Below are 21,197 nucleotides of genomic sequence, written 5' to 3' on the forward strand. Positions count from 1 at the left end.
GGGGGGAATGACGATGTCGCTGCTGCTCGCTGCGCTCCTCGCCGGACAGGCTCCCCCCGTCGTGCCGATCCGCGCGTCGAAGGTCGTGCTGGTTGGCGATTCGACCACCGCGGTCAGCGGCGGGTGGGGCGGCAGCTTCTGCGCGGAGCATGTCGCGTCCTTTCTGGCCTGCGTGAACCTGGCCCGCGGCGGGCGATCTTCGGGCAGCTATCGCACCGAAGGGTCATGGGACCTCGCGCTGGCCGAAATGAAGACGCCAGGGTTCGCAAGGACGTGGGTAGTGATCCAGTTCGGTCACAACGACCAACCCGGCAAGCCCGGCCGCTCGACCGACCTCGCCACCGAATTTCCCGCGAACCTGCGCCGCTACGTCGTCGAGACACGCGCCGCCGGGGCGGTGCCGATCCTCGTGACCCCGCTCAGCCGCCGCATCTACAGGGACGGGAAGGTCGACAACGACCTTGCCCCCTGGGCCGAGGCCGTCCGCCGCGTCGCGCGCGAGATGGACGTGCCGATGGTCGATCTCAACGCGCTGACGCTGGCCGAACTGAACCGCAATGGCGAGGGCTGGGCCGAACGGTTCGCGCAACTGCCGCCGACCGCCGCCGCGGTGGCCCGGCCGGCCAGGGCGGGCGAAGTGAACGACACGCCGTTTGCCCAGCGCAAGCTGTCGTTCGATCGCACCCATCTCGGCCGGGCCGGTGCCGATCACGTCGCGGCGCTGATGGCCGGTGCGCTGGCGCAGGCGGTGCCGGACATGCGACCGATGCTCTATCCGACGCAGCCGGCCGCGTTGCCGCTGCGGTGACCGGACGATCGATGCGCTTCCTGCCGCTCCTTGCCGTCGCCGCGATCCTCGTCGCCGCCCCGGCCGCCCCGCGCCCGGCGGTATCGCCGATGGTGCAGGTCTCGCCCGACCGACCGGGAGCGTTCCGGACGGTACAGGGCGCGATCGACGCGCTGGCCGCGACCGGGGGCACGGTCCTGATCGCACCGGGGCGCTACCGGGAGAAGCTGACCATCCGGGGCAATGGTGTCCGGCTGCGGGGAACCGGGCGGAACCCGGCCGAGGTGGTGCTGGTGTTCGGCGATGCGTCGGCGACGGTCGGCGGCACGCTCAAGTCCGCGACGTTGACCGTCAGCGGCGACGACTTCCGCGCGACCAATCTGACGGTGCAGAACGACTATTGGCTCGACCCGGCGCATCCTCCGTCGCAGGCGGTGGCGCTCGCGCTGACCGGCGACCGTGCGGTGGTGCGCCGGGTGCGGCTGCTCGGGCATCAGGACACGCTCTATGCCAATCGCGGGCCGAACCGGCGGACGACGCGCCAGTATTTCCGCGACTGCTATATCGAGGGGCATGTCGATTTCATCTTCGGCGATGCGATGGCCTATTTCGATCGCTGCCATATCCACGCGCTGGCCAACGACAGCGTGTGGTACACCGCGCAAAGCCGCAACGCCCCCGATGACGACGGCAGCGCCTATGTCTTCGACCGGTCGCGCTTCACGGCGGATGCGGGCGCGCGAAACATCGCGCTGGGACGGGCATGGCGGCCCTACGCCCGGGTGATACTGCTCAACGCACGCCTCGATGCGCCGATCCTTCCCGCCGGGTGGACCGAGTGGACGCCCGGAAAGACGCATACGCTCGATACCGCCTATTTCGTTGAATATCGTTCGACCAAACGCGGCGCCGCCCCCACCACCCGCGAACCGCGCACACACCAGTTGCGCCCGGATCAGGCGGCCCGTTGGCGCCTCGGCGCGTTCTTCGGTGCCGATGGGGACTGGGTTCGCACGCCGTAAGGGTGAGGCTCGGACGAGTCAGGTTCACGAAGTGACCGTCGGGCCGGCCTGTCAATGGTACTGTGACGGCACCCATGTCCGCCATGATCCCGCTGGGGATCCGGGGGCCGGGCATGGGTGCCGGCGTTCGAAGGCGGCTTGGACCGTCCCGCGGACCGGTCGCAAGGTGCCGTCAACCGCGAGTCAGGTACTGCGCGCGCAACGTCTGTACCGCCGCCTTGTCGAGTCCGAGCTGGTCACGCAGATAGCCGTCGAACCCGCCGGGCTGCGCCCGCATCGTCGCAAAGGCCGCGTCGAGATAGCGGCGATCCACACCGATCAGCGCTTTTATCGCGTCGGGCGGCAGGCGTTTCATGAAGCTGGCCGTCTGATCGTCGGCGGCGGTGCCGCTCGCACTCTTGCGCGGGTCGTAATAGCGGTTCGACAACAGGTAATCCTCGGTGACCGTCGCATAGGGGACGCCGAGCGTCGCGAGGATCAGCGCGGCCGCGATGCCGGTGCGGTCCTTGCCGGCGGAGCAGTTGAAGGCGAGTGGTACGCGTCCGGCAAGAATTTCCCCGAACATCCGCCGATACTGGCCCGCGAAACGCAGCGGCATCTGCGCATAGGCCGCGGTCATCGCATCGGCCGCCTGCGCCCCGGTCAGGTCCGGACGCATCAGCCCGGCAAAGTCGCGGTCCATACTATAGTCATCGGCGAAGATCGCCGGCTTCGCCCTGCCCGGCCAGCGGACCGGCGCGCCGGTGCGTTCGCGGGTCGAACGGAGATCGCAGACGGTGCGAATGCCGCGCGCCTCCAGTTGCGCGAAGTCGCGATCGGTCAGGCCGTTCATCGCGCCCGATCGATAGAGCAGCCCCCATCTGACCTGCCGCCCGTCGGCGGTGCGGTAGCCGCCGAGGTCGCGGAAGTTCTGGCCGCCTTCCAGCGGCACGACCCGCTGGTGTGCGACGGCGACCTTGCCCGGCCGGGCGACGGCGAGCGGGGCGGGGGGCAGGGCGAGAGCAAGCAGCGCGGTCAGCGCAAAGAGATGGCGCATGTCGGAATCCTTCGTTGGCAGGCGGGTCAGAAATTGAAGCGGATGCCGCCCAGATAGCGGCGGCCGATCTGCTCGACCTCGGTCGGACGCCCGGCGTTGCCCTGATACGCCGAGTAGACGGCGTCGGTCAGGTTGTTGAGATCGGCGAACAGCGAGAGGTTCGGTGTCACGGCATAGCGGATCGCGACGTCGACATTGTCGTAGCCGGCGCGATATTCGTCGCTGCCGCCGCCCAGCCCCAGGCCCCCCAGCGTATCGAGCCAGCGGGTGCGATGCTGATAGCTGACCCGCGCCGACAGGCCGAATTTTTCGTAGTAGAGCGAGGCGTTGGCAATACGGTTCGACGTGCCCGGAAAGCGGATGTCCTGCCGCTCCGCGGTGTCGAAGCTCCCGTCGATCAGCGTCACATTGCCCTGGAACCCGAAACCGTCGAGCGCGCCGGGCAGGAAGGCGAATTGCTGCTGGTAGTTCAGTTCGACGCCGTAGAGCGTTCCCGCCTTGCCGTTGAACGTCGACGACAGGAGGTAGTTCGATCGATCGATGCCGCCGGCGTCGAACGCATCGCTGCCGACGCGCCGGGTATTGCCGTACAGCACGTTGTCGACCCAGCGGTGGAAGCCCGCGACCGACAGGATGCCGCTGCCCGGCAGGTAATATTCCAGGCTGCTGTCGATTCCCCAGGTATATTCCGGCCGCAGCGTCGGGTTGCCGCCGCCGATCTGCCCGGGCGAGGCGGTGTCGTCGATCGACGATCCGACGCGTATCTCGCCGAAGGACGGGCGGGCGATGCCGCGCTGTCCGGCGATGCGGAAGACGAGGGCGCGGGTCAGGTCGAAGCGCGTGTCCACGCTCGGGAACAGGTCGGTATAGCGCTGGCCGACCGACAGCGGCTGCGGGCGCCCGCCCGCCAGCGTCGCGGTACCGCGATTGTCCAGATCGAAATGCTCGACGCGGAGGCCCGCGACGACTTGTCCACCGTCGAACGCCAGCCTAGCCATGCCATAGCCTGCGAGCAGCTTCTCGCCGAGCGCATAGCGGTTGCTGACCGGAACGTCGCGCGCCGGATCATAGGTGCCGAGCGTCCGCAGCCGGGCAAGGATCGTATCGAGGTCGCGGCGCATCGCCTTGTTATCGATGGTGTTCAGCGTGAAGCCGAGCGGGAAGCCGGTATCCCACCGCTGGTCGGTGACGTAGCGGTTCACGTCGAAGACCAGCCCCGACCCGGCGGGGAAGCTGGCGAGATTGACGATATTGGCAGTAGCGAAGGTGAAGCCGGTGATCGTGCGGTCGGCATAGAGCCCACCCGCCGACAGCGTGACCGCACCCAGTTCCTGCGACAGGTCGAGCTTGACGGTATAGCTGTCGGTGAAGCTGTCCTGCCGCCCGATGATCGCGATCGGGCCGGCGAGCGTGCGCTGGTCGAAGCCCGGCAGCGGCGCACCGCGCCCCGGCACGGTGCCGGCATTGGTGGCGTAGAGCTGTACGAAGGGAAAGCGCGGGTCGCTGAAATCATAGGTCAGCGACGGCGAGGCCGATGCCGGCGTGCTCGCCTGCACCAGCGGCAGGTAGGTCGTGTTCTCGGTCCGGGTATAGTTGAGCGCGACCGCGGCCTTGAACCCGCTCGGGCCGTCCAGTTCACCGCCGATGGTATTGATGTAGTTGCGGGTCAGATACCGGCCGTCGTTGAACGTGCCGCGCACCGGCACCCGTACCAGATCGCCGGCGGTCAGGTTGCGCGTGCCGGATGCCGCGCGGTCGAGGCGCAGTTCGTACTGGTTGCGCTGTTCGTTGTCGCCGAAGTCGGTGTAGATCGCCTTGGCCCATAGCCGCTGGCCTTCGACCGGCTGGTACTCCACGCCGGCGAACAGGCCGTTGTTCTCGCGGATCAGGCGATAGCTGCGGATGTCGATCTCGGTCGGGCCGAACTGGGTATCGCTGGCGCCGGTGGGTTCGTCGTACAGTCCGACCTCGCGATTGTCGGTCACCTGGTGGCGCCGATAATGCGACCCGCCCAGCACCACGCCGAAGACGTCGTTCGACCAGCTGGCGCGGAGCGACCCCTGCCGCTGTTCCCCGCTGCCCAGCCCCATCACGCCGTAGCCGAGATCCCCCTGAACGCTCAGCCCCTTCTCGCTCATCGGCGAATAGGTGCGCAGATCGATATTGGCGACGATCGCCTCCGCCTGCAGGTTCGAGGTCAGCGACTTGTTGATGGCGAGGCCGCTCAGCAACACCGCCGGGATCGCGTCGAAGCGATAGGCACGGGTCGTGCCGCCCTCGTCGACGCCGATGACCGGCACATTGTCGATGCTGACCGAGGTCCAGCGGTTCGGCGCGCCGCGCACCTGGATATAGCGTTCCTGCCCCTGGTCGCGCTGCACCGCGACGGCGGGGAGGCGGGCGAGCGCCGCGGCGCTATTCTGGTCGGGAAAGCGGCCGACGGCATCGGCGGCGGCGATGTCGACGACGTTGTCCGCCATCCGCTTCTGACGGATCGACGAGCGCTGCGCCTCGACGATCGAACCGGTGACGACGATTTCGTCGGACGCCGCCGGATCTCCGGCCGGCGAACCCGCGTCGCCGGCGGGTGTCGCGTACATCGCAAGCTGCTGCGCGGACGCAGGGATTGCGGCGATGGTAGCGACGGCGATGGCGACGCCCGACACCGTGGTCTGCTGGAACGTCGGCATGGTCTTTTCCCCCGGAAATATTTGCTGGGGGCGTCGCTAGAACATATGTATTGCAGCACGTCGTCAGTACGACGTCAGTTCCGTGACATTTGCGTACAACTAAGGTCAAGCTATCGCTTGATGGCGCGGGAGCTGGTCCAGCTTCCTCGGCATGCCGCAAAACGAATAGAACGAACGTATCAACGAGACTTCAGGGTATCGACGGCCTATCTCATGCCCATGCACGCGAACGAGCCCACGCGCGACCGGTTGATCGGCGCGGTCATCCGGGAATGGGAAGTTGCCGGGACGGCCGGCATTTCCGCACGCGGCGTCGCGCGCGACGCCGCGATACCGGTTTCGTCGATCTACCATCATTTCGGCGAAATGGACGGGCTGTTGCTGCTGGCCGCCGATACGGTGATGGCACGCGCGAGTGACTGGTTCGCGACGCAGGCGCGGCTGCTGGCCGGCGCGACGGGCGGGGCGGCGGACCTCGCCCACCTGCTCGCGGCGACGATCGATGCTTGGTGTGAGGAGCGGCGCGGGCTTGCCTATGCCTGGCGCGAGGTCCAGTCGCAGGCGATGCGTCACGCCGCTTGGCAGGGCGTGGCGCAGGCGGGATGGCGGTTGCTGACGGAGTTCTGGCAGCCGATCTGCGACCGGTTCGGGGTCGGTGCGCTGGCGCCGTCGGTGGTGCTGCTGTTCGATGGCGAGACGTCGCTGCATCTGGTGCGCTGGCGGCGGCTGATCGACCGGTCGGCAATGGCCGAGCTTTGTGCGACATGGGCCGGATGGATCGAGGGGCGCGCCGGGATGCCCGCGCCGTGGCGTATGCTGGCGATTCGCGAGGCACTGGCCGGGCAGCCGGCCGTGCCCGACTGGGATGCGGCGACCGAACGGATCGCCGCCGCCGCGGCGCGCACCGTGGCGCAACGCGGCGTTCCCGGCTTGACCCACCGCGCGGTCGCCGCGGAAGCAGAGCAGACGCTGGGCATCGTCTCCAGCCGGTTCCGCAGCAGCGCCGACCTGTTGCGGGCGGCGTGCGAGGCGTTGTACCGGCAGATCGTCCGTCCACTGGGCGATGGCGACGCGCCGGTCGACCTGATCGCCAGCCGGACCGAACGCACCGGCGACGACCTGGCGCTGCGGGCGTTCTTCGAACTGACGCTGGCGGCGTCGCGGGATCCGGCATTGCAGCCCTTCGCCGCGCAACTGCGCTACCTGCGCGGGCGGACGTCGATCCGTCATCTGCGCGCGATCCTTCCGACCGGCCGCGTCCCTTCGGCGGCGGACGGCGCGCTGCTGTCGGCCCTGTTCTCCGGCCAGACCCGCGCGCGTCTGACGGGGGGCGGAACGCCCAGGCTGGACGAGGGCGTGGTGACGATACTGGACCGGTTGTCGGGGCGATAGGCATCGCGCGACGGCGGGTGCGACGCTATGGCGAGACATCGCATCGGCGAAACTGCGATCGCGCGATGAATCTCGCCAGCCGCAAAGCGGGTCAGGCGACCAGGTGGCGGAGCGGGAGGGATTCGAACCCTCGATACGCTTTTGACGTATACTCACTTTCCAGGCGAGCGCCTTCGACCACTCGGCCACCGCTCCGCATTGCCGGGAGGTGGGTTCCCTAGGGCGCGGCGGGGTTTCGTGCAAGCGGCAGTTGCGGGACGGGTGGCCCGCGTGCCACGATGTGCCGATGATCCTCGCTCCCCTGATCGCGGCGCTGCTTCAGGCCGCCGCACCGGCCGCCGCGCCGTCCTCCTCCGACCCGGTTGCGGCCGATTGGCGGGCGATCCCCGATGACGAACTGCTGGTGATGACGCTTGCCGGGGACCGGCGGGTCGTGATCCGGCTGGCCCCGCGTTATGCCCCGGTGCATGTCGCCAACCTGCGTACGCTGGCGCGCGCGCATTGGTGGGACGGCACGTCGGTCTACCGCGTTCAGGACAATTATGTCGCGCAATGGGGCGACGTGACCGAGAAGAAGCCGCTGCCCGCCGGGGTCGTCGCCAATCCGCCGCCCGAATATGTCGGCAGCCGCTATGATGCCGTCACGCGGATGACGCGACCCGATCCCTATGCGGCGAAGAGCGGGCATAGCGCGGATGGCTGGCCGGTGGCGGGGGACGGCACGGGCGCGTGGCTGACGCATTGCTATGCGATGGTCGGGGTAGGTCGCGACCTGGCGCCGAGCACCGGGAGCGGCGCCGAACTCTATACGGTCATCGGCCATGCGCCGCGCCACCTCGACCGCAATATCGCGCTGGTCGGGCGGGTGATCGAGGGGATCGAACATCTGTCGTCCTTGCCGCGCGGGACCGGCAATCTGGGATTTTACGCGCCGGATCAGGCGCCGACGCCGATCCTGTCGGTGCGGCTGGCCAGCGACCTGCCCGCCGCGACGCGGCCGCATTATCAATATCGTGCCGCCGACAATGTCCGGTTCGCGGCGTGGCTGCGCGGGCGCGAGAGCCGCGAGCCGCCCTTCTTTACCGTGCCGGCGGGCGGGGCGGATGTGTGCAACGCGATGCCGCCGGTACGCAAGGCCTCAGCCTGACGGTCAGGCGCGCGCGACGAGCAGGGCGGTGCCGAAGCCGACGAAGATCCCGCCGGTCGCGCGGTCGAACCAGCGGCGGACCCGCGGGCCGGCAAGATGGCGCGCCAGCGAGATGCCGCCCAGCGCATAGGCAGCGTACCACAGGCATTCGACCAGTGCGAAGGTCGCGACGAGGATCGCGAACTGCGGGGCTTGCGGGGCGGATCGGTCGACGAACTGCGGCAGGAACGCGGTGGCGAACAGCAGCAGCTTGGGGTTGCTGATCCCGACGAGAAAGCCGCCGCGGAACAGGTGCGCGCGGGGCAGTTCGGCAGAAGCAAGATCGACCGGCGCCGACCGCGCGGTCCATGCGCGAAAACCCAGCCAGGCGAGATAGGCGGCGCCGGCGTAGCGCAACACGTCGAACAGCCCGGGCATCGCGCTCAGCACCGCCGCCAGTCCCGCCGCCGACGCGGCAAGAACCCCCACCAGCGCCGTCAGGCACCCCGCCATCGCCGGCACGCTGCCACGCCAGCCCAGCGCGACGCTGCGCGTCAGGACGTGGAGCATGTTCGGCCCCGGCGTTCCACATAGCACGACGACCGCCGCTACGAACAGCAACCAGCCATGCAGCGCCATCGCCGCCGTCCGTCAGCCCCGGACCCAGTCGGCGACGGCGGTCGCGACGGTGTTCGCCGCCTGATTGATCGCCGGGCCGACGCTGTTCGCGTCGATCGTGGCGACCGGCGCGCGCGCTTCGAAGCGGCGCTTTTCGAAGGTGGTGGCGCCGACGCGCTGGAGCGTCGCGTCATAGACGACGACGGCTTCGTTGCGGGTCGCGTCGATGCCGAATTCGCGCAGTTCGCCGGTCAGCTGTGCGCCCGGATCGGTGAAGCCCTGGCGCGGGCTGAGCACCACCATGTTCGCGCGCGACGTCAGCGTGTCCGACACCAGCCGTGCGAAGAGGCGGGCGGGCGGTTCTACCCACTGCGCTTCCTTGACATAGGCGATGGTCGTCGGTGTCGACTGCACCGGCACCCGGTTGACCGCCAGCTCCTGCGGCACGACCGGCACCTGCACAGTGATCGAGCGTGCCGCGGCCGAGGTCTGGGTCTGCCCCGCGGCGATCGGCGTCGCGGGGGTCAGCGTCAGCAGCGCGGGCGGCGGCTCGGCACCGAAGCGGATACAGGCTGCCAGCGGCAGGAGGAGCAGAACGGACAGCTTCTTCATGGGGGGCCTCATATCGTCCGCGTCACTTCTTGGGGTCGTAATCGGGCAGCTTCGAGCGACCGACAAGCGCGGTGGCGCCGCCCTGATCGAGCTTTTCGGCGACCGAAGCGAGGGCACCGGTCATCGCGCGCAGGTCGCCGACCAGCTGGTTGACCTGCGGAATGGTCTGCTTGCTGAACGCTTGCAGCCCCGGCTTCGCCTCGCCGATCGCGTCGTTGAGCGTGTCGGCGCTCTTCTGTGCGCTGGCGATGGTGCGGTTGAGCTGCTGGATCGTCGGCCGGACGTCGTTGGCCAGCACGCCGTTGGTTGTGGCCGCCAGCTCGCCGATCTGCTGCGAGGCGACGCCCGCGCGCTGGATCGCGATGCGGGTCTCGGCCAGTGTCGCGGCGATTTCCGGACCGCGATCGGCCAGCGCGTCGGTCAGCCGGTTGGTGCTGTCGAGGATCGCGGCGATCGAGTTCTGGTTGCGGTCCGACAGCACGTCCGCCAGCCGTTCGGTCAGCGTCGTCACGCGTTCGAGCAGCTGTGGCGCCGAGCTCAGCAGCGCGGCGACGCCGCCGGCCTTCGGCGGAATGACCGGCACGCCCATCGGGCACGACTGTTCGCGGTTGGTTTCGGGGCAGGCGATCGGCGGTGCGCCCTTGACCGCACCGTCCAGCGTGATCGTCGACACGCCGGTGAAGCTGCCGACGATCGTCGCGGTGGTGCCGAGCAGGACGGGAGTCTCTTCCTTCACCTTCAGGCGGACGCGGACGAACTGTGGATCCTTCGGCCACAGCGCGATGTCCTCCACTTGCCCCGACGGCACGCCGGAGAAGGAGACGGGCGAGCCCTTGGCGAGGCCGTCGACCGCCTGTTTGAAGAAGACGTCATATTCCTTTTCGCTGCCGCCGCCGACGCGGGCAAGCCACACGGTGAACAGCGCCAGCATGACCAGCAGGATCAGCACCACCGCGCCGACTAGGACATGGTTCGACCGGGTTTCCATCAGCGCCTCTGGGCTTGCGGCGAGACCGGCTGGGTGCCGGGATCGCGGGGGTGGTCCTGCGCCTTGGCGATGCGTTCCTGCGCATCGGTGGCGGCACGGCCACGGGGTCCGTTGAAATATTCCTGGATCCACGGATGGTCCAGCGCGAGCAGTTCGTCGATCGTGCCGACGGCAATGACCTTCCTGTCCGCCAGCACCGCCACCCGGTCGCAGATGGCGTGCAGCGTGTCGAGGTCATGGGTGATGAGAAAGACGGTCAGCCCCAGCGTCTTCTGCAACGATGCGGTGAGTTCGTCGAACGCCGCCGCGCCGATCGGGTCGAGCCCGGCGGTCGGTTCGTCAAGGAACAACAGCTGCGGGTCGAGCGCCAGCGCGCGGGCGAGGCCGGCGCGCTTCTTCATGCCGCCCGACAGTTCGGACGGGTATTTGGGGCCGGCATTGGCGGGCAGGCCGGTCATCACGACCTTGTACCCGGCGATCTCGTCGAGCAGCGCGGGTTTGAGCTTCGGGTAGAATTCCTTCAGCGGCACCTGCACGTTCTCGGCAACGGTCAGCGTCGAGAACAGTGCCCCGCCCTGGAACAGCACGCCCCATTTCTTGCGGATTTCGGTCGCTTCGGTTTCCTCGCGGCCGATCGTATTCTCGCCGAACACCTCGATCGTGCCGGCAGCGGGTGTCTGCAGGCCGATGATCGAGCGCATCAGCACCGACTTTCCGGTACCCGACCCGCCGACCACGCCGAGGATTTCGCCGCGCCGCACGTCGAGGTCGAGACTCTCATGGATCACCTGTTCGCCGAACTGGTTCTTCAGGCCGCGGACGCGGATGATGGCGTCGTCGTCGCTCATATCCATCCGATCCAGGCAAAGAAGATGGCGAAGAACGCGTCGAGCACGATCACGAGGAAGATCGCCTGCACCACCGCCGCGGTCGTGCGGCCGCCGACCTGTTCCGCGTCGCCTTCGACCTGCATCCCGTGGAAACAGCCAGAGATGCCAATGATCGCACCGAACACCGGCGCCTTGATGAGGCCGATATAGAGGTCGGTGATCGGTACGACTTCGCGGATGCGGGTGACGAAGGTGATCGGCGGAATCCCGAGCTGCGCCCAGCTGAGCAGCCCGCCGCCGATGATCGCGACGATCGAGGCGTAGAAGCCGAGCAGCAGCATCATGACGATCGCGGCGATGACGCGCGGCAGGACCAGCGCCTCCATCGGCGAGACGCCGATCGTGCGCATCGCGTCGATCTCTTCGGTCAGCTTCATCGTGCCGAGCTGCGCGGCGAAGGCCGAACCGGAACGGCCCGCGACCATGATCGCGGTCATCAGCACGCCCAGTTCGCGGAAGGTCAGGCGGCCGATCAGGTTGATCGTGAACACTTCCGCGCCGAACTGGCGCAACTGCACCGCGCCCTGCTGGGCGATGACCATGCCGATCAGGAAGCTCATCAGCCCGATGATGCCGAGCGCCGAGACGCCGACGACCTCGAAGCGCTGCACCGTCGCGTTGAAGCGGAAGCGCCGGGGATGGCGCAGCACGTTGATGAAGGCGATGACGGTCGCGCCCATGAAGCCGAGCAGGCCGAGCAACTGCTTCGCGCTGCCCGATACGGCGTCGCCGACCTCCTCCAGCACGCGCAAGGGGGGGCTCAGCGCCTTTTGCTTGGCGACGACGGGATCGTCGGCCGCAGCAACCTGGTCGAACAGATGCTGGCTGTCGGCGTTCAGCCCGTCGATCGTGACGTCGCGGTCGCGGGCGAAGCGATGGACCAGCCATGCGCCGACGGTGTCGATCCGGTCGACCTGCGACAGGTCGATACGGGAAACCGGGCCGTCGACGGCGTTCAGCCGTTCGGGCAGGTCCCCGACAGCGCTGAGCGACAGGTCGCCCGTGAAACGCAGCACGCCGCCGCCATCGGCCCGGTCGTGCGAAAAATCGGCGGAGGCGCTCATCACCGCCACCCATCGGCGATTTGCGGCGCCGCGGCAAGGTGGTACGCGCGTACGCCATGGGCCATCGCGACCTCGCCATCTATGACATGGACAAGACCATCACCCGCGTCGCGACCTGGACGCCGTTCCTGCGCCATGCGCTCAAGGAACGTGACCGGGGCGCGCTGTGGCTGCTGCCGGTCGCCGGCGTCGCGGTCGCGGGCTATGCGCTGAAGCTCTATGGCCGCGACCGGTTGAAGGAAATGACCCACCGGCTGGTGCTGGGCCGCGCGGTGCCCGATGCGCGGCTGGTCGAGACGGCGCGCGCCTTTGCACGGGCGACGGTCGCCACCGGCCTGCTCGACGGCGCGCGGGCGCGGATCGAGGCGGACCGGGCGGAGGGGCGGATGCTGGTGCTCGCGACCGCCTCCTACCGCTTCTATGCGCAGGAGATTGCCACGCTGCTCGACTTCGACGCGGTGATCGCCACCGACAGCGCGCGGGGCGCGGCGGGCGACGTGCTGTCGCGGATCGACGGCGAGAACTGCTACGGCGCGGCCAAGCTGCGCGCGATCGAGGCGTGGGCGGCGGGACAGGGCATCGCGCGGGGCGATGTGGCGGTCCGCTTCTACAGCGACCACGTATCCGACGCGCCGGTGTTCGACTGGGCCGACGAACCGTTTCCGGTCAACGCCCATGCCCCGCTGAAAGCGCTGGCACGCAAGCGCGGCTGGCCGGTACTCGACTGGCGGACGTGACGCAGTGGGCGGGAAAATGGGAATGGCGCGGCTCGTACGTGGACCCTGGATCGATCGGCTAAACGTTACGTACGGCGAACGGTTCAATTTTTGTGAGCGAGCGCTCACTTTTTCTGCGGACTAAGCCGTTTGGCATTCGCGGTCGCCGTGGCGTGGATCGGGTTCAGCGCGCGTCCACCGGCACCGATCATCCCCGCTGCCAGCCGCATCGCGCGATCATTGCCCGCCGCGATCCGCGTAGGCGACGGTACCCGTCCGGCAGTACCGATCGACCACGCGTCCTGAACGACCTGCATCCACAGCCGCTGCATCGCCGCCATGTCGTGCGCCATCGAATCGCCCGCCCTGGCGAAGGCCTGCGCCTTTTCGGTGACCATGCCGGTCAGTTCGACATGATCGGCGGTCCACGGATTGCGCATGCCGGCATCGATCATCGGCATCCGCCGGTCGATCACCACGGCGGACGCCGCCATGGTTTCCCACAGCCGCAGGCCGGTCCTCGCGCTGTCGGTCCAGATCTGCCACCAGGCGGTCATCGGCGTCGTCATCGGTAATTCCCTCGAACGGTCCGCCGCGAACGGGTGCAGCGCCCATGCCCTACGCGATGGCGGCACTTCGCGCCATGGCAGTCATCATGCCTTGACCCGCATCCTGCCGCATTGCAGCAAGTGGCCATGACGACTCTGCCCCCCATCACGAACAATCCCGACATCCGCTTCCTCGGCCGGCTGCTGGGCGATGTCATCCGCACCTATGGCGGGGAGGCGCTGTTCAAGCGGATCGAGCATATCCGTTCCACGTCGGTCGACCGGCACCGGGGCGTGGCGGGCGCGGACGGCATCGAGCTGGGGCTCGACAGCCTCAGCCTCGACGACACGATCGCGTTCGTGCGCGGGTTCATGCTGTTCTCGATGCTCGCCAACCTGGCCGAGGACCGGCAGGGGATCGCCGCCGAGCCGGGCGCCGACGTCGCGACCGCGATCGAGAAGCTGAAGGCCGGAGGGATCGGGCGCGAGGCGGTGCTGGCGCTGCTCGACCAGGCGCTGATCGCACCGGTGCTGACCGCGCACCCGACCGAGGTGCGGCGCAAGTCGATGATCGACCACAAGAACCGCATCGCCGACCTGATGCTGCTCAAGGATCACGGCGCCGAGGAAACGCCCGAGGGCGACCGGGTGGACGAGGCGATCCTGCGCCAGATCGCGCTGCTGTGGCAGACCCGCGTGCTGCGGCGTGAGCGGCTGTACGTCGCCGACGAGGTCGAGACGGCGCTGAGCTACCTGCGCGACGTGTTCCTGCCGACGCTGCCCGCGCTGTACGCGCGGTGGGAGCGGGTGCTGGGCGAGCGGCCGCCATCGTTCCTGAAGCCCGGCAGCTGGATCGGCGGCGACCGCGACGGCAACCCGTTCGTCGATGCCGCCGCGATGCGCCTCGCGCTGGCCAGGGCGGCCGAGGCGGTGCTGGGCTATTATCTCGACCAGCTCCACAGCCTCGGCGCGGAACTGTCGATCTCGACCGAGCATGTCGCGGTCGACGCGGCGATCGCGGCGCTGGCCGACAAGAGCGGCGACAATGCCGCATCGCGCGCCGACGAGCCGTTCCGCCGGGCGATCAGCGGCGTCTATGCGCGCCTTGCCGCCACCTACCAGAAGCTGACCGGCAAGGCCGCGCCGCGTCCGGGCAACCTGACCGGCGAACCCTATGCCGATCCCGCCGCGTTCCGCGCCGACCTTGCCACGTTGGCGCGCGGGCTGGTGCAGCAGGGCAACGGGCCGCTGTCTACCGGCGGTGCGCTCGGCCGGCTGATCCGCGCGGTCGAGACGTTCGGCTTCCACCTCGCCACGCTCGACATGCGACAGAACAGCGTGATTCACGAGAGCGTCGTCGCCGAGCTGCTCAAGGTAGCGGGCGTCGAGGCGGATTATGTCGCGCTGGACGAGGAGGCGCGGGTCGCGCTGCTGCGGCGCGAGTTGGAAAGTCCGCGTCCGCTGGTCAGCCCCTATGCCGACTATTCGGAGCAGACCGCGTCCGAACTGGCGATCCTGCGCGCGGCGGCCGATGCCCATGCCCGCTACGGCCGCGAGTGCATCCGGCACTATATCGTGTCGATGGCGCAGTCGGTGTCGGACCTGCTGGAGGTCCATCTGCTGCTCAAGGAATCGGGCCTCTATGTCCCCGGCGAGACGCCGCAGGCGCATATCATGGCGATCCCGCTGTTCGAGACGGTCGCCGATCTGGAAGCCGCGCCCGCCATCATGACCAGGTGGTTGAAGCTGCCCGAGGTCGCGGCGATCACCCGCGCGCGCGGGCATCAGGAAGTGATGATCGGCTATTCCGATTCGAACAAGGACGGCGGGTATCTGACGTCGACGTGGCAGCTGTCGAAGGGGTCGACCGCGCTGGCGCCGGTGTTCGAGGAAGCGGGCATCGGCATGCAGCTGTTCCACGGCCGCGGTGGCGCGGTCGGGCGCGGCGGGGGATCGTCGTTCGCCGCGATCCGCGCGCAGCCGCACGACACGGTGCAGGGCCGCATCCGCATCACCGAACAGGGCGAAGTGATCGCCGCGAAATACGGCACGCGCGACAGCGCGGTGACGAATCTGGAGGCGATGACGTCGGCGACGCTGCTCGCCAGCCTCGAGCCCGATTCGGTCGATCCGGCCGATGCGGCGCGCTTTGCGGCGGCGATGGACACGCTGTCGGACACCGCGTTCCGCGCCTATCGCGGCCTCGTCTATGGCACCGAGGGGTTCACGACCTTCTTCCGCCAGGCGACGCCGATCGCCGAGATCGCCGGCCTGAAGATCGGATCGCGCCCGGCGAGCCGGAAGAAGTCCGACGCGATCGAGGATCTGCGCGCGATCCCGTGGGTGTTCAGCTGGGCACAGGCGCGGATCATGCTGCCGGGGTGGTACGGGGTCGGCGCGGCGCTGCGCGGGTTCGAGGACAAGGGGCTGTTGCGCGAGATGGCGAGCGCGTGGCCGCTGTTCGCCGCGACGCTGGCGAACATGGAGATGGTGCTGGCCAAGTCCGACATGGACGTCGCGGCACGCTATGCCGGCCTCGTCGAGGACAAGGCGCTGTCGGAGGCGATCTTCGGCCGCATCCGGGAGGGGTGGCAGGAAACGCATGACGGGCTGTTGTCGGTGACGCGCCAGACGCGGCTGCTGGAGAAGAGTCCGGCACTGGAAGCGTCGATCCGGCTGCGCACGCCCTATATCGAGCCGCTGAACCTGTTGCAGATCGAACTGCTCAAGCGCCACCGTGCCGGCGAGGCGGATGCGCGGATCGGCGAAGGAATCCTGTTGTCGATCAATGCGATCGCGACCGCGCTGCGCAACAGCGGGTAGGCCAAAGGTCACGAAAGTCACACTCGCGCGCGGTTTGCGTGTCGGGTGGCGATGGGCCAAAGGTCACAAAGGTCACACTCGCGACGGTTCGTGCTTATGGCGTATCCCCGCCGGCGCGGGGGTACGGTTGTTTCTCCCCCAAGCGGCGGGAGGATGTCGGCGATGTCAAAAAGCCGCCGGAGCCTGACAAATTGGTGCGCTGTAGGAAAGCGCATCGTGCGGGATGACCGTGCCGGCTGCGTATCCCGCATTGCATCGACAAGGAGGACGCATGGCCCGGACCGCTACCCTGTACCGCATGGTGATGCCCGATCACGTCTGCCCGTTCGGCAGGCGCGCGCTCGATCTGTTGCGGCGGCACGGCTATGCGGTCGAGGACCGGCACCTGACGACCCGCGAGCAGGTCGATGCGTTCAAGGCCGGGCATGGCGTGAAGACCACGCCGCAGACCTTCATCGATGGACAGCGGATCGGCGGGCACGACGACCTGCGCCGGTTCCTGGGGCTGAAGGTCCGCGATCCCGGGGCGACGACCTATGCGCCGGTCGCGGCGATCTTCGGCATGGCAGCGGCGATCGCCGGGGCGGCCAGTTTCTCGGCGTTCGGCGACGTGTTCACGATGCGGGCGGCCGAGTGGTTCGTTGGCATCGCGATGTGCCTGTTGTCGTTGCAGAAGCTGCGCGACATCGACGGGTTCGCCAACGGGTTCCTGAACTACGACCTGCTGGCGCAGCGGGTGGTGCGCTATGCGTGGGTTTATCCGTGGGCGGAAGGGCTGGCGGGGGTGCTGATGATCGCGGGTGCGCTGCTGTGGATCGCGGTTCCGGTGGCGCTGGTGATCGGGACGATCGGCGCGGTGTCGGTGGTGAAGGCGGTCTATGTCGAGAAACGCTCGCTCAAATGCGCCTGCGTCGGGGGAAACAGCAACGTGCCGCTGGGGTTCGTGTCGCTGCTGGAGAATGTGCTGATGGTGGCGATGGCGTTGTGGATGCTGGTGCGGATGTAGCAGAAGGTCTGGTTCACGCGGAGGCGCGGAGGCGCGGAGAGTTGCATTCGCGGGGATCGTCCGCGTTCGGGAGACGATATCGCGCGCTGCACGCTTGCGATGAGGCCGCTTGCGCGGGGGGCGTTGGCCGGCGGCGCAACCTCCTCCGCGTCTCCGCGCCTTCGCGTGAACCAACTTTCTTCCTGCGGCGACCGGTCCGCTTCGTAACCGGGAGACCCCAGCCTGCGCTGGGGTGACGGAGCAGGCTATGCGAACGCCACCGCGATGTTGTCTATCAGGCGCGTCGTACCGAGCTTTGCCGCTGCGAGGAGGCGTGCCGGTTGGCCGCGGATCGGGTCGGCGAGCGTTTCGGCGTCGACCAGCGTGACATAGTCGGGATCGAAGCCCGCCCGAGTCAGCGTCGCGATCGCGGCGGATAGCGCGGTCGCCACGTCGTCGCCGCGCTCGATCGCGCGCTTCGCCTCGCCCAGCGCGCGCGGCAGGGTGACGGCACGGGCGCGTTCGCCCTCGTCGAGGTAGATGTTGCGGGAGGAGAGGGCGAGGCCGTCGTCCTCGCGCTGGGTCGGCACGCCGACGATCTCCACGGGCAGGTTCAGGTCGGTGGTCAGGCGGCGGATGACGGCGAGCTGCTGGAAATCCTTTTCCCCGAACAGCGCTACCGCAGGACGGACCTGTCCGAACAGCTTGGTCACGACGGTGGCGACGCCGTCGAAATGGCCCGGGCGGTGCGCACCGTCGAGGACGTCGCTCACCCCGGCGACACCGATGTTGGTCGCGAAGCCCGCCGGGTACATTTCCTCGACCTCGGGTGCCCACAATATGTCGACGCCCGCTTCGCCCAGCATCTGCGCGTCGGCCGCTTCGCGCCGGGGATAGCGCGCGAGGTCCTCGTTCGGACCGAACTGTTTGGGATTCACGAAGATCGAGACGACGACGCGCGGCGCGCGGCGGCGCGCGGCGTCGACCAGCGCCATGTGCCCGGCATGGAGCGCGCCCATGGTCGGAACCAGCGCCACGGCCTCGCCCGCCTGGGCATAGAGACCAAGCGCTTCATTCAGCGCCTCCAGTCGACGGATAATTTGCACGGCCGATGGCCCTTCGATATGGACGGGGGAGGCGGCTTCTATGGGGCATGCCGCCGCGGATCAACAAGCTTGGGTAAGTGCGCTTTGGACGAAGCTTCGGATCGGTTGCACGTCATCGTGTTCGCCAATGAAAAGGGCGGCACCGGCAAGTCGACGACGGCGGTCCATGTGGCCATCGCGCTGGCGGCCAAGGGCGCGCGCGTCGCGTGTTTCGACCTCGACCATCGCCAGCGGACGCTGGGCCGCTATCTCGACAACCGGGCCGAGACGATCAGGCGGACCGGACGCGACCTGCCGATGCCGGTGTACGAGACGCACGACGGCGAAAGCATGGCGTGGTTCAACGACTGTCTCGGCCGGCTGGGCGAGCAGGCGGAATATATGGTCATCGACACGCCGGGCCGCGACGACCGCTTCGCGCGGATCGCGGTGACCAACGCCGATACGCTGGTCACGCCGATGAACGACAGCTTCGTCGATTTCGACCTGATCGGGCAGGTCGATCCCGACACGTTCAAGGTGACGCGACCGAGTTTCTATTCCGAGCTGATCTGGGAGACGCGCAAGCATCGCGCGAAGATCGACGGGTCGACGATCGACTGGGTCGTGCTGCGCAACCGGTTGCAGCATATCGAGGCGCGCAACATGCGCCGCGTGTCGGAGGCGATCAACCAGCTGTCGAAGCGGGTCGGGTTCCGCGTCACGCCGGGGCTGTCGGAGCGGGTGATCTATCGCGAGCTGTTCCCGTCGGGGTTGACGATGCTCGACCGCAACGAACTGGGCGAGATGGGGTTGGCGCATGTCGCCGCGCGGCAGGAACTGCGCGAGATGATGGGCGGGCTGCAACTGCCCGAACCGCACGGCGCGCCGGCCGCCGCCTGACGCCCGATGGTCAAGCTGGTCCTGATCGTTGCGATCGTGCTGGCCTTCTGGCTGTGGCTGCGCGCGAAACCGAAGAAGGTGGGTGGCGAAGCGGAGGCGCGGGCGATCCTGGGCGTCGCGAAGGGTGCGAAGCCCGGCGAGATCCGCGCGGCGCACAAGCGGTTGATGCAGGCGGTGCATCCCGACCGGGGCGGATCGGCGGATCTGGCGCGGCGGATCAACGCAGCGAGGGACGTGCTGTTGGGGCGGTTGCGGCATTGAGGGGTTAGAAGAAGCTAGGGGTTCGTGCGGAGGCGCGGAGACGCGGAGGGGTCGCGTTTGGCGCGACGTTACCCGCGCCAGCGGGCTTCAAGCCCGGTTGCAGCGGTCTATATGGTCTATCGATAGCGATGGGGTCGCTGCGGGGCTGACCTCCTCCGCGTCTCCGCGCCTCCGCGCGAACCCCTGACTTCTTCCCCTACTCAGCCCGACCGCTTCAGCATAAGGTCGCCAGCCCTCAACCGGCAGGATTTCCCGTATGTCCCACAATTTCCACCCAAGTTCGCTGCGGGAGTACGACATTCGCGGCATCGTCGGGCGGACGCTGGGGGTGGCGGATGCGACCGCGGTCGGGCGGTGTTTCGCGACGCTGCTGCGGCGGGCCGGCGGGACGCGGGTCGTCGTGGCGCGCGACGGGCGGGTGTCGTCGCCGGAGCTGGAGACGGCGCTGGTCACGGGGCTGACGCTGAGCGGGGTCGATGTCGTCCGCATCGGCCTCGCCCCGACGCCGATGCTATATTATGCCGAGGCGATGCTGGAGGTCGATGGCGGCATACAGATAACCGGCAGCCATAATCCCGCCGATTACAACGGCTTCAAGATGGTGATGCAGCATCGTCCGTTCTTCGGGGACGATATCGCGCGGCTGGGGGAGATGGCGGCGGCGGGCGCATGGGACGACGGGGAAGGCTCCGTTTCGGACCATGATTTCACCGACGCCTATGTCGGACGGCTGGTCGCGGGCTATGCCGGGGGCAGCTATCGCATCGGCTGGGACACCGGCAACGGTGCCGCCGGCCCGGTCATCGAGGCGCTGGTCCGGCATCTGCCGGGCGAGCATCACCTGTTGTTCACGCATGTCGACGGACATTTTCCCAACCACCATCCCGATCCTACCGAGGAGAAGAACCTCGTCGACCTGCAGCGGCTTGTCGCCGAGAAGCAGCTCGATTTCGGACTGGCCTTCGACGGGGACGGCGACCGGATCGGCGCGGTCGACGGGCGGGGGCGGGTGCTGTGGGGCGACCAGCTGCTCGCCATCCTTGCCGAACCGGCGCTGAAGGAAACGCCGGGCGCCACGATCATCGCCGACGTGAAGGCCAGCCAGGCGCTGTTCGACCGGATCGCCGAACTGGGCGGCGTGCCGCTGATGTGGAAGACCGGGCACAGTCCGATGAAGACCAAGCTGCGCGAGACCGGCGCACCGCTGGCGGCCGAGATGTCGGGGCATATCTTTTTCGGGGGCGACGATCATGGGTTCGACGATGCGCCGTACGGCGCGGTGCGGCTGATCCGCGCGATCCATCTGAGCGGGCGGTCGCTCACCGAGCTGCGCGATGCGATGCCCGAGATGGTCAACACGCCCGAGCTGCGCTTTCAGGTAAGCGAGGAGCGCAAGTTCGCGGTGGTCGACGAAGTGCTGGCGCGGTTGCAGGCGGCGGGCGCGGCGGTGAACACGACCGATGGCGCGCGGGTGACGACGGCGGACGGATGGTGGCTGCTGCGCGCGTCGAACACGCAGGACGTGCTGACCGCGCGGGCCGAGGCGCGCGACGAAGCCGGGCTGGCGCGGTTGCTGGCGGAGGTGGATGCGCAGCTGGCGGCGTCGGGCGTGATGCGGGGGTAGTAAGCCCGATCCGTTCGTCCTGAGTAG

Annotated in this window: 19 protein-coding genes and 1 tRNA gene; 10 read left to right on the forward strand and 10 right to left on the reverse strand. The window is 68.4% G+C overall.

The window, feature by feature from the left end:
* Nucleotides 1-7: 7 nt before the first annotated feature.
* Nucleotides 8-808, forward strand: a complete 801-nt coding sequence (locus QLH51_RS06190) for a rhamnogalacturonan acetylesterase (RefSeq protein WP_125656034.1) — start codon at nt 8-10, stop codon at nt 806-808.
* Nucleotides 805-1,809, forward strand: a complete 1,005-nt coding sequence (locus QLH51_RS06195) for a pectinesterase family protein (RefSeq protein WP_206428907.1) — start codon at nt 805-807, stop codon at nt 1,807-1,809. Before QLH51_RS06190 ends, QLH51_RS06195 begins: the two co-directional genes overlap by 4 nt.
* Nucleotides 1,810-1,981: 172 nt before the next feature.
* Here QLH51_RS06195 and QLH51_RS06200 read toward each other — a convergent pair whose 3' ends face one another.
* Together QLH51_RS06200 and QLH51_RS06205 are read right to left on the reverse strand one after the other, a co-directional pair.
* On the reverse strand, nt 1,982-2,845 hold the full coding sequence (locus QLH51_RS06200) for a tyrosine-protein phosphatase (RefSeq protein ID WP_125656032.1): 864 nt from the start codon (nt 2,843-2,845) through the stop codon (nt 1,982-1,984).
* Between the two features lie 26 nt (nt 2,846-2,871).
* The gene (locus QLH51_RS06205; RefSeq protein WP_125656029.1) at nt 2,872-5,535 is read right to left on the reverse strand and encodes a TonB-dependent receptor; all 2,664 of its coding nucleotides are present in this window, start codon (nt 5,533-5,535) and stop codon (nt 2,872-2,874) included.
* 219 nt (nt 5,536-5,754) lie between these two features.
* Here QLH51_RS06205 and QLH51_RS06210 point away from each other — a divergent pair, with 219 nt between their 5' ends.
* Nucleotides 5,755-6,927 carry a TetR/AcrR family transcriptional regulator gene (locus tag QLH51_RS06210; RefSeq protein ID WP_164516094.1) on the forward strand — a complete coding sequence of 391 codons (1,173 nt, stop codon included), beginning with the start codon at nt 5,755-5,757 and terminating at the stop codon, nt 6,925-6,927.
* A 104-nt stretch (nt 6,928-7,031) separates the two neighbouring features.
* Here the strand turns inward: QLH51_RS06210 and QLH51_RS06215 are convergent.
* Nucleotides 7,032-7,122: transfer RNA gene (locus QLH51_RS06215), tRNA-Ser, on the reverse strand.
* Nucleotides 7,123-7,213: 91 nt separating this feature from the next.
* Between QLH51_RS06215 and QLH51_RS06220 the strand changes: the two genes are divergently transcribed.
* Nucleotides 7,214-8,074, forward strand: a complete 861-nt coding sequence (locus QLH51_RS06220; protein ID WP_125656023.1) for a peptidylprolyl isomerase — start codon at nt 7,214-7,216, stop codon at nt 8,072-8,074.
* 3 nt (nt 8,075-8,077) lie between these two features.
* Here the strand turns inward: QLH51_RS06220 and QLH51_RS06225 are convergent, their stop codons facing one another.
* From QLH51_RS06225 to QLH51_RS06245, 5 genes are read right to left on the reverse strand one after another with little or no spacing between them, the layout of a single operon-like run.
* On the reverse strand, nt 8,078-8,692 hold the full coding sequence (locus QLH51_RS06225; RefSeq protein ID WP_125656020.1) for a LysE family translocator: 615 nt from the start codon (nt 8,690-8,692) through the stop codon (nt 8,078-8,080).
* A gap of 12 nt (nt 8,693-8,704) precedes the next feature.
* Complete coding sequence (locus QLH51_RS06230) at nt 8,705-9,283, reverse strand: ABC-type transport auxiliary lipoprotein family protein (RefSeq protein ID WP_206428906.1); 579 nt, start codon at nt 9,281-9,283, stop codon at nt 8,705-8,707.
* A 22-nt stretch (nt 9,284-9,305) separates the two neighbouring features.
* Nucleotides 9,306-10,271: an MlaD family protein gene (locus QLH51_RS06235; RefSeq protein ID WP_125656016.1), complete on the reverse strand. Its 966-nt coding sequence runs from the start codon at nt 10,269-10,271 to the stop codon at nt 9,306-9,308.
* Nucleotides 10,271-11,119: an ABC transporter ATP-binding protein gene (locus QLH51_RS06240; protein ID WP_125656013.1), complete on the reverse strand. Its 849-nt coding sequence runs from the start codon at nt 11,117-11,119 to the stop codon at nt 10,271-10,273. Before QLH51_RS06240 ends, QLH51_RS06235 begins: the two co-directional genes overlap by 1 nt.
* Nucleotides 11,116-12,225, reverse strand: coding sequence for an ABC transporter permease (locus QLH51_RS06245; RefSeq protein WP_125656010.1), 1,110 nt, complete (start codon nt 12,223-12,225; stop codon nt 11,116-11,118). The genes QLH51_RS06240 and QLH51_RS06245 overlap by 4 nt, the downstream gene beginning before the upstream one ends.
* Nucleotides 12,226-12,281: 56 nt before the next feature.
* On the opposite strand from QLH51_RS06245, the gene QLH51_RS06250 reads away from it, so the two are divergent.
* Nucleotides 12,282-12,962 (forward strand): HAD family hydrolase, encoded by a 681-nt coding sequence (locus QLH51_RS06250; protein ID WP_125656007.1) that lies wholly within the window; start codon nt 12,282-12,284, stop codon nt 12,960-12,962.
* Between the two features lie 104 nt (nt 12,963-13,066).
* Here the strand turns inward: QLH51_RS06250 and QLH51_RS06255 are convergent, their stop codons facing one another.
* Nucleotides 13,067-13,510, reverse strand: coding sequence for a hypothetical protein (locus tag QLH51_RS06255; protein WP_125656004.1), 444 nt, complete (start codon nt 13,508-13,510; stop codon nt 13,067-13,069).
* A gap of 126 nt (nt 13,511-13,636) precedes the next feature.
* Between QLH51_RS06255 and ppc the strand changes: the two genes are divergently transcribed.
* Nucleotides 13,637-16,312 carry a phosphoenolpyruvate carboxylase gene (gene ppc / locus QLH51_RS06260; protein ID WP_125656000.1) on the forward strand — a complete coding sequence of 892 codons (2,676 nt, stop codon included), beginning with the start codon at nt 13,637-13,639 and terminating at the stop codon, nt 16,310-16,312.
* A gap of 271 nt (nt 16,313-16,583) precedes the next feature.
* Nucleotides 16,584-17,318: a glutaredoxin family protein gene (locus QLH51_RS06265; RefSeq protein WP_241217899.1), complete on the forward strand. Its 735-nt coding sequence runs from the start codon at nt 16,584-16,586 to the stop codon at nt 17,316-17,318.
* Between the two features lie 245 nt (nt 17,319-17,563).
* Here the strand turns inward: QLH51_RS06265 and panC are convergent, their stop codons facing one another.
* The gene (panC, locus tag QLH51_RS06270; RefSeq protein WP_125655997.1) at nt 17,564-18,403 is read right to left on the reverse strand and encodes a pantoate--beta-alanine ligase; all 840 of its coding nucleotides are present in this window, start codon (nt 18,401-18,403) and stop codon (nt 17,564-17,566) included.
* Between the two features lie 84 nt (nt 18,404-18,487).
* On the opposite strand from panC, the gene QLH51_RS06275 reads away from it, so the two are divergent.
* The 3 genes from QLH51_RS06275 to pgmG all read left to right on the forward strand — a co-directional run bounded on the left by QLH51_RS06275 (nt 18,488) and on the right by pgmG (nt 21,170).
* The gene (locus tag QLH51_RS06275; protein WP_241217898.1) at nt 18,488-19,285 is read left to right on the forward strand and encodes a division plane positioning ATPase MipZ; all 798 of its coding nucleotides are present in this window, start codon (nt 18,488-18,490) and stop codon (nt 19,283-19,285) included.
* Nucleotides 19,286-19,291: 6 nt separating this feature from the next.
* Nucleotides 19,292-19,546: a J domain-containing protein gene (locus QLH51_RS06280; protein ID WP_125655990.1), complete on the forward strand. Its 255-nt coding sequence runs from the start codon at nt 19,292-19,294 to the stop codon at nt 19,544-19,546.
* Between the two features lie 256 nt (nt 19,547-19,802).
* Nucleotides 19,803-21,170, forward strand: coding sequence for a phosphoglucomutase/phosphomannomutase PgmG (pgmG, locus tag QLH51_RS06285; protein ID WP_125655987.1), 1,368 nt, complete (start codon nt 19,803-19,805; stop codon nt 21,168-21,170).
* Nucleotides 21,171-21,197: the final 27 nt, after the last annotated feature.

Origin of the sequence: Sphingomonas sp. 2R-10 (assembly GCF_030062225.1) — a bacterium.
In the GTDB taxonomy this organism is placed as follows: domain Bacteria; phylum Pseudomonadota; class Alphaproteobacteria; order Sphingomonadales; family Sphingomonadaceae; genus Sphingomonas.

What these genes read in the sequence shown, in the direction of transcription:
- QLH51_RS06190 (WP_125656034.1), top strand. Translation starts at nt 8, where the DNA reads ATGACGATGTCGCTGCTGCTCGCTGCGCTCCTCGCCGGACAGGCTCCC.
- QLH51_RS06200 (WP_125656032.1), bottom strand. Translation starts at nt 2,845, where the DNA reads ATGCGCCATCTCTTTGCGCTGACCGCGCTGCTTGCTCTCGCCCTGCCC.
- QLH51_RS06205 (WP_125656029.1), bottom strand. Translation starts at nt 5,535, where the DNA reads ATGCCGACGTTCCAGCAGACCACGGTGTCGGGCGTCGCCATCGCCGTC.
- QLH51_RS06210 (WP_164516094.1), top strand. Translation starts at nt 5,755, where the DNA reads ATGCACGCGAACGAGCCCACGCGCGACCGGTTGATCGGCGCGGTCATC.
- QLH51_RS06220 (WP_125656023.1), top strand. Translation starts at nt 7,214, where the DNA reads ATGATCCTCGCTCCCCTGATCGCGGCGCTGCTTCAGGCCGCCGCACCG.
- QLH51_RS06225 (WP_125656020.1), bottom strand. Translation starts at nt 8,692, where the DNA reads ATGGCGCTGCATGGCTGGTTGCTGTTCGTAGCGGCGGTCGTCGTGCTA.
- QLH51_RS06230 (WP_206428906.1), bottom strand. Translation starts at nt 9,283, where the DNA reads ATGAAGAAGCTGTCCGTTCTGCTCCTCCTGCCGCTGGCAGCCTGTATC.
- QLH51_RS06235 (WP_125656016.1), bottom strand. Translation starts at nt 10,271, where the DNA reads ATGGAAACCCGGTCGAACCATGTCCTAGTCGGCGCGGTGGTGCTGATC.
- QLH51_RS06240 (WP_125656013.1), bottom strand. Translation starts at nt 11,119, where the DNA reads ATGAGCGACGACGACGCCATCATCCGCGTCCGCGGCCTGAAGAACCAG.
- QLH51_RS06245 (WP_125656010.1), bottom strand. Translation starts at nt 12,225, where the DNA reads ATGAGCGCCTCCGCCGATTTTTCGCACGACCGGGCCGATGGCGGCGGC.
- QLH51_RS06250 (WP_125656007.1), top strand. Translation starts at nt 12,282, where the DNA reads ATGGGCCATCGCGACCTCGCCATCTATGACATGGACAAGACCATCACC.
- QLH51_RS06255 (WP_125656004.1), bottom strand. Translation starts at nt 13,510, where the DNA reads ATGACGACGCCGATGACCGCCTGGTGGCAGATCTGGACCGACAGCGCG.
- ppc (WP_125656000.1), top strand. Translation starts at nt 13,637, where the DNA reads ATGACGACTCTGCCCCCCATCACGAACAATCCCGACATCCGCTTCCTC.
- QLH51_RS06265 (WP_241217899.1), top strand. Translation starts at nt 16,584, where the DNA reads ATGGCCCGGACCGCTACCCTGTACCGCATGGTGATGCCCGATCACGTC.
- QLH51_RS06280 (WP_125655990.1), top strand. Translation starts at nt 19,292, where the DNA reads ATGGTCAAGCTGGTCCTGATCGTTGCGATCGTGCTGGCCTTCTGGCTG.
- pgmG (WP_125655987.1), top strand. Translation starts at nt 19,803, where the DNA reads ATGTCCCACAATTTCCACCCAAGTTCGCTGCGGGAGTACGACATTCGC.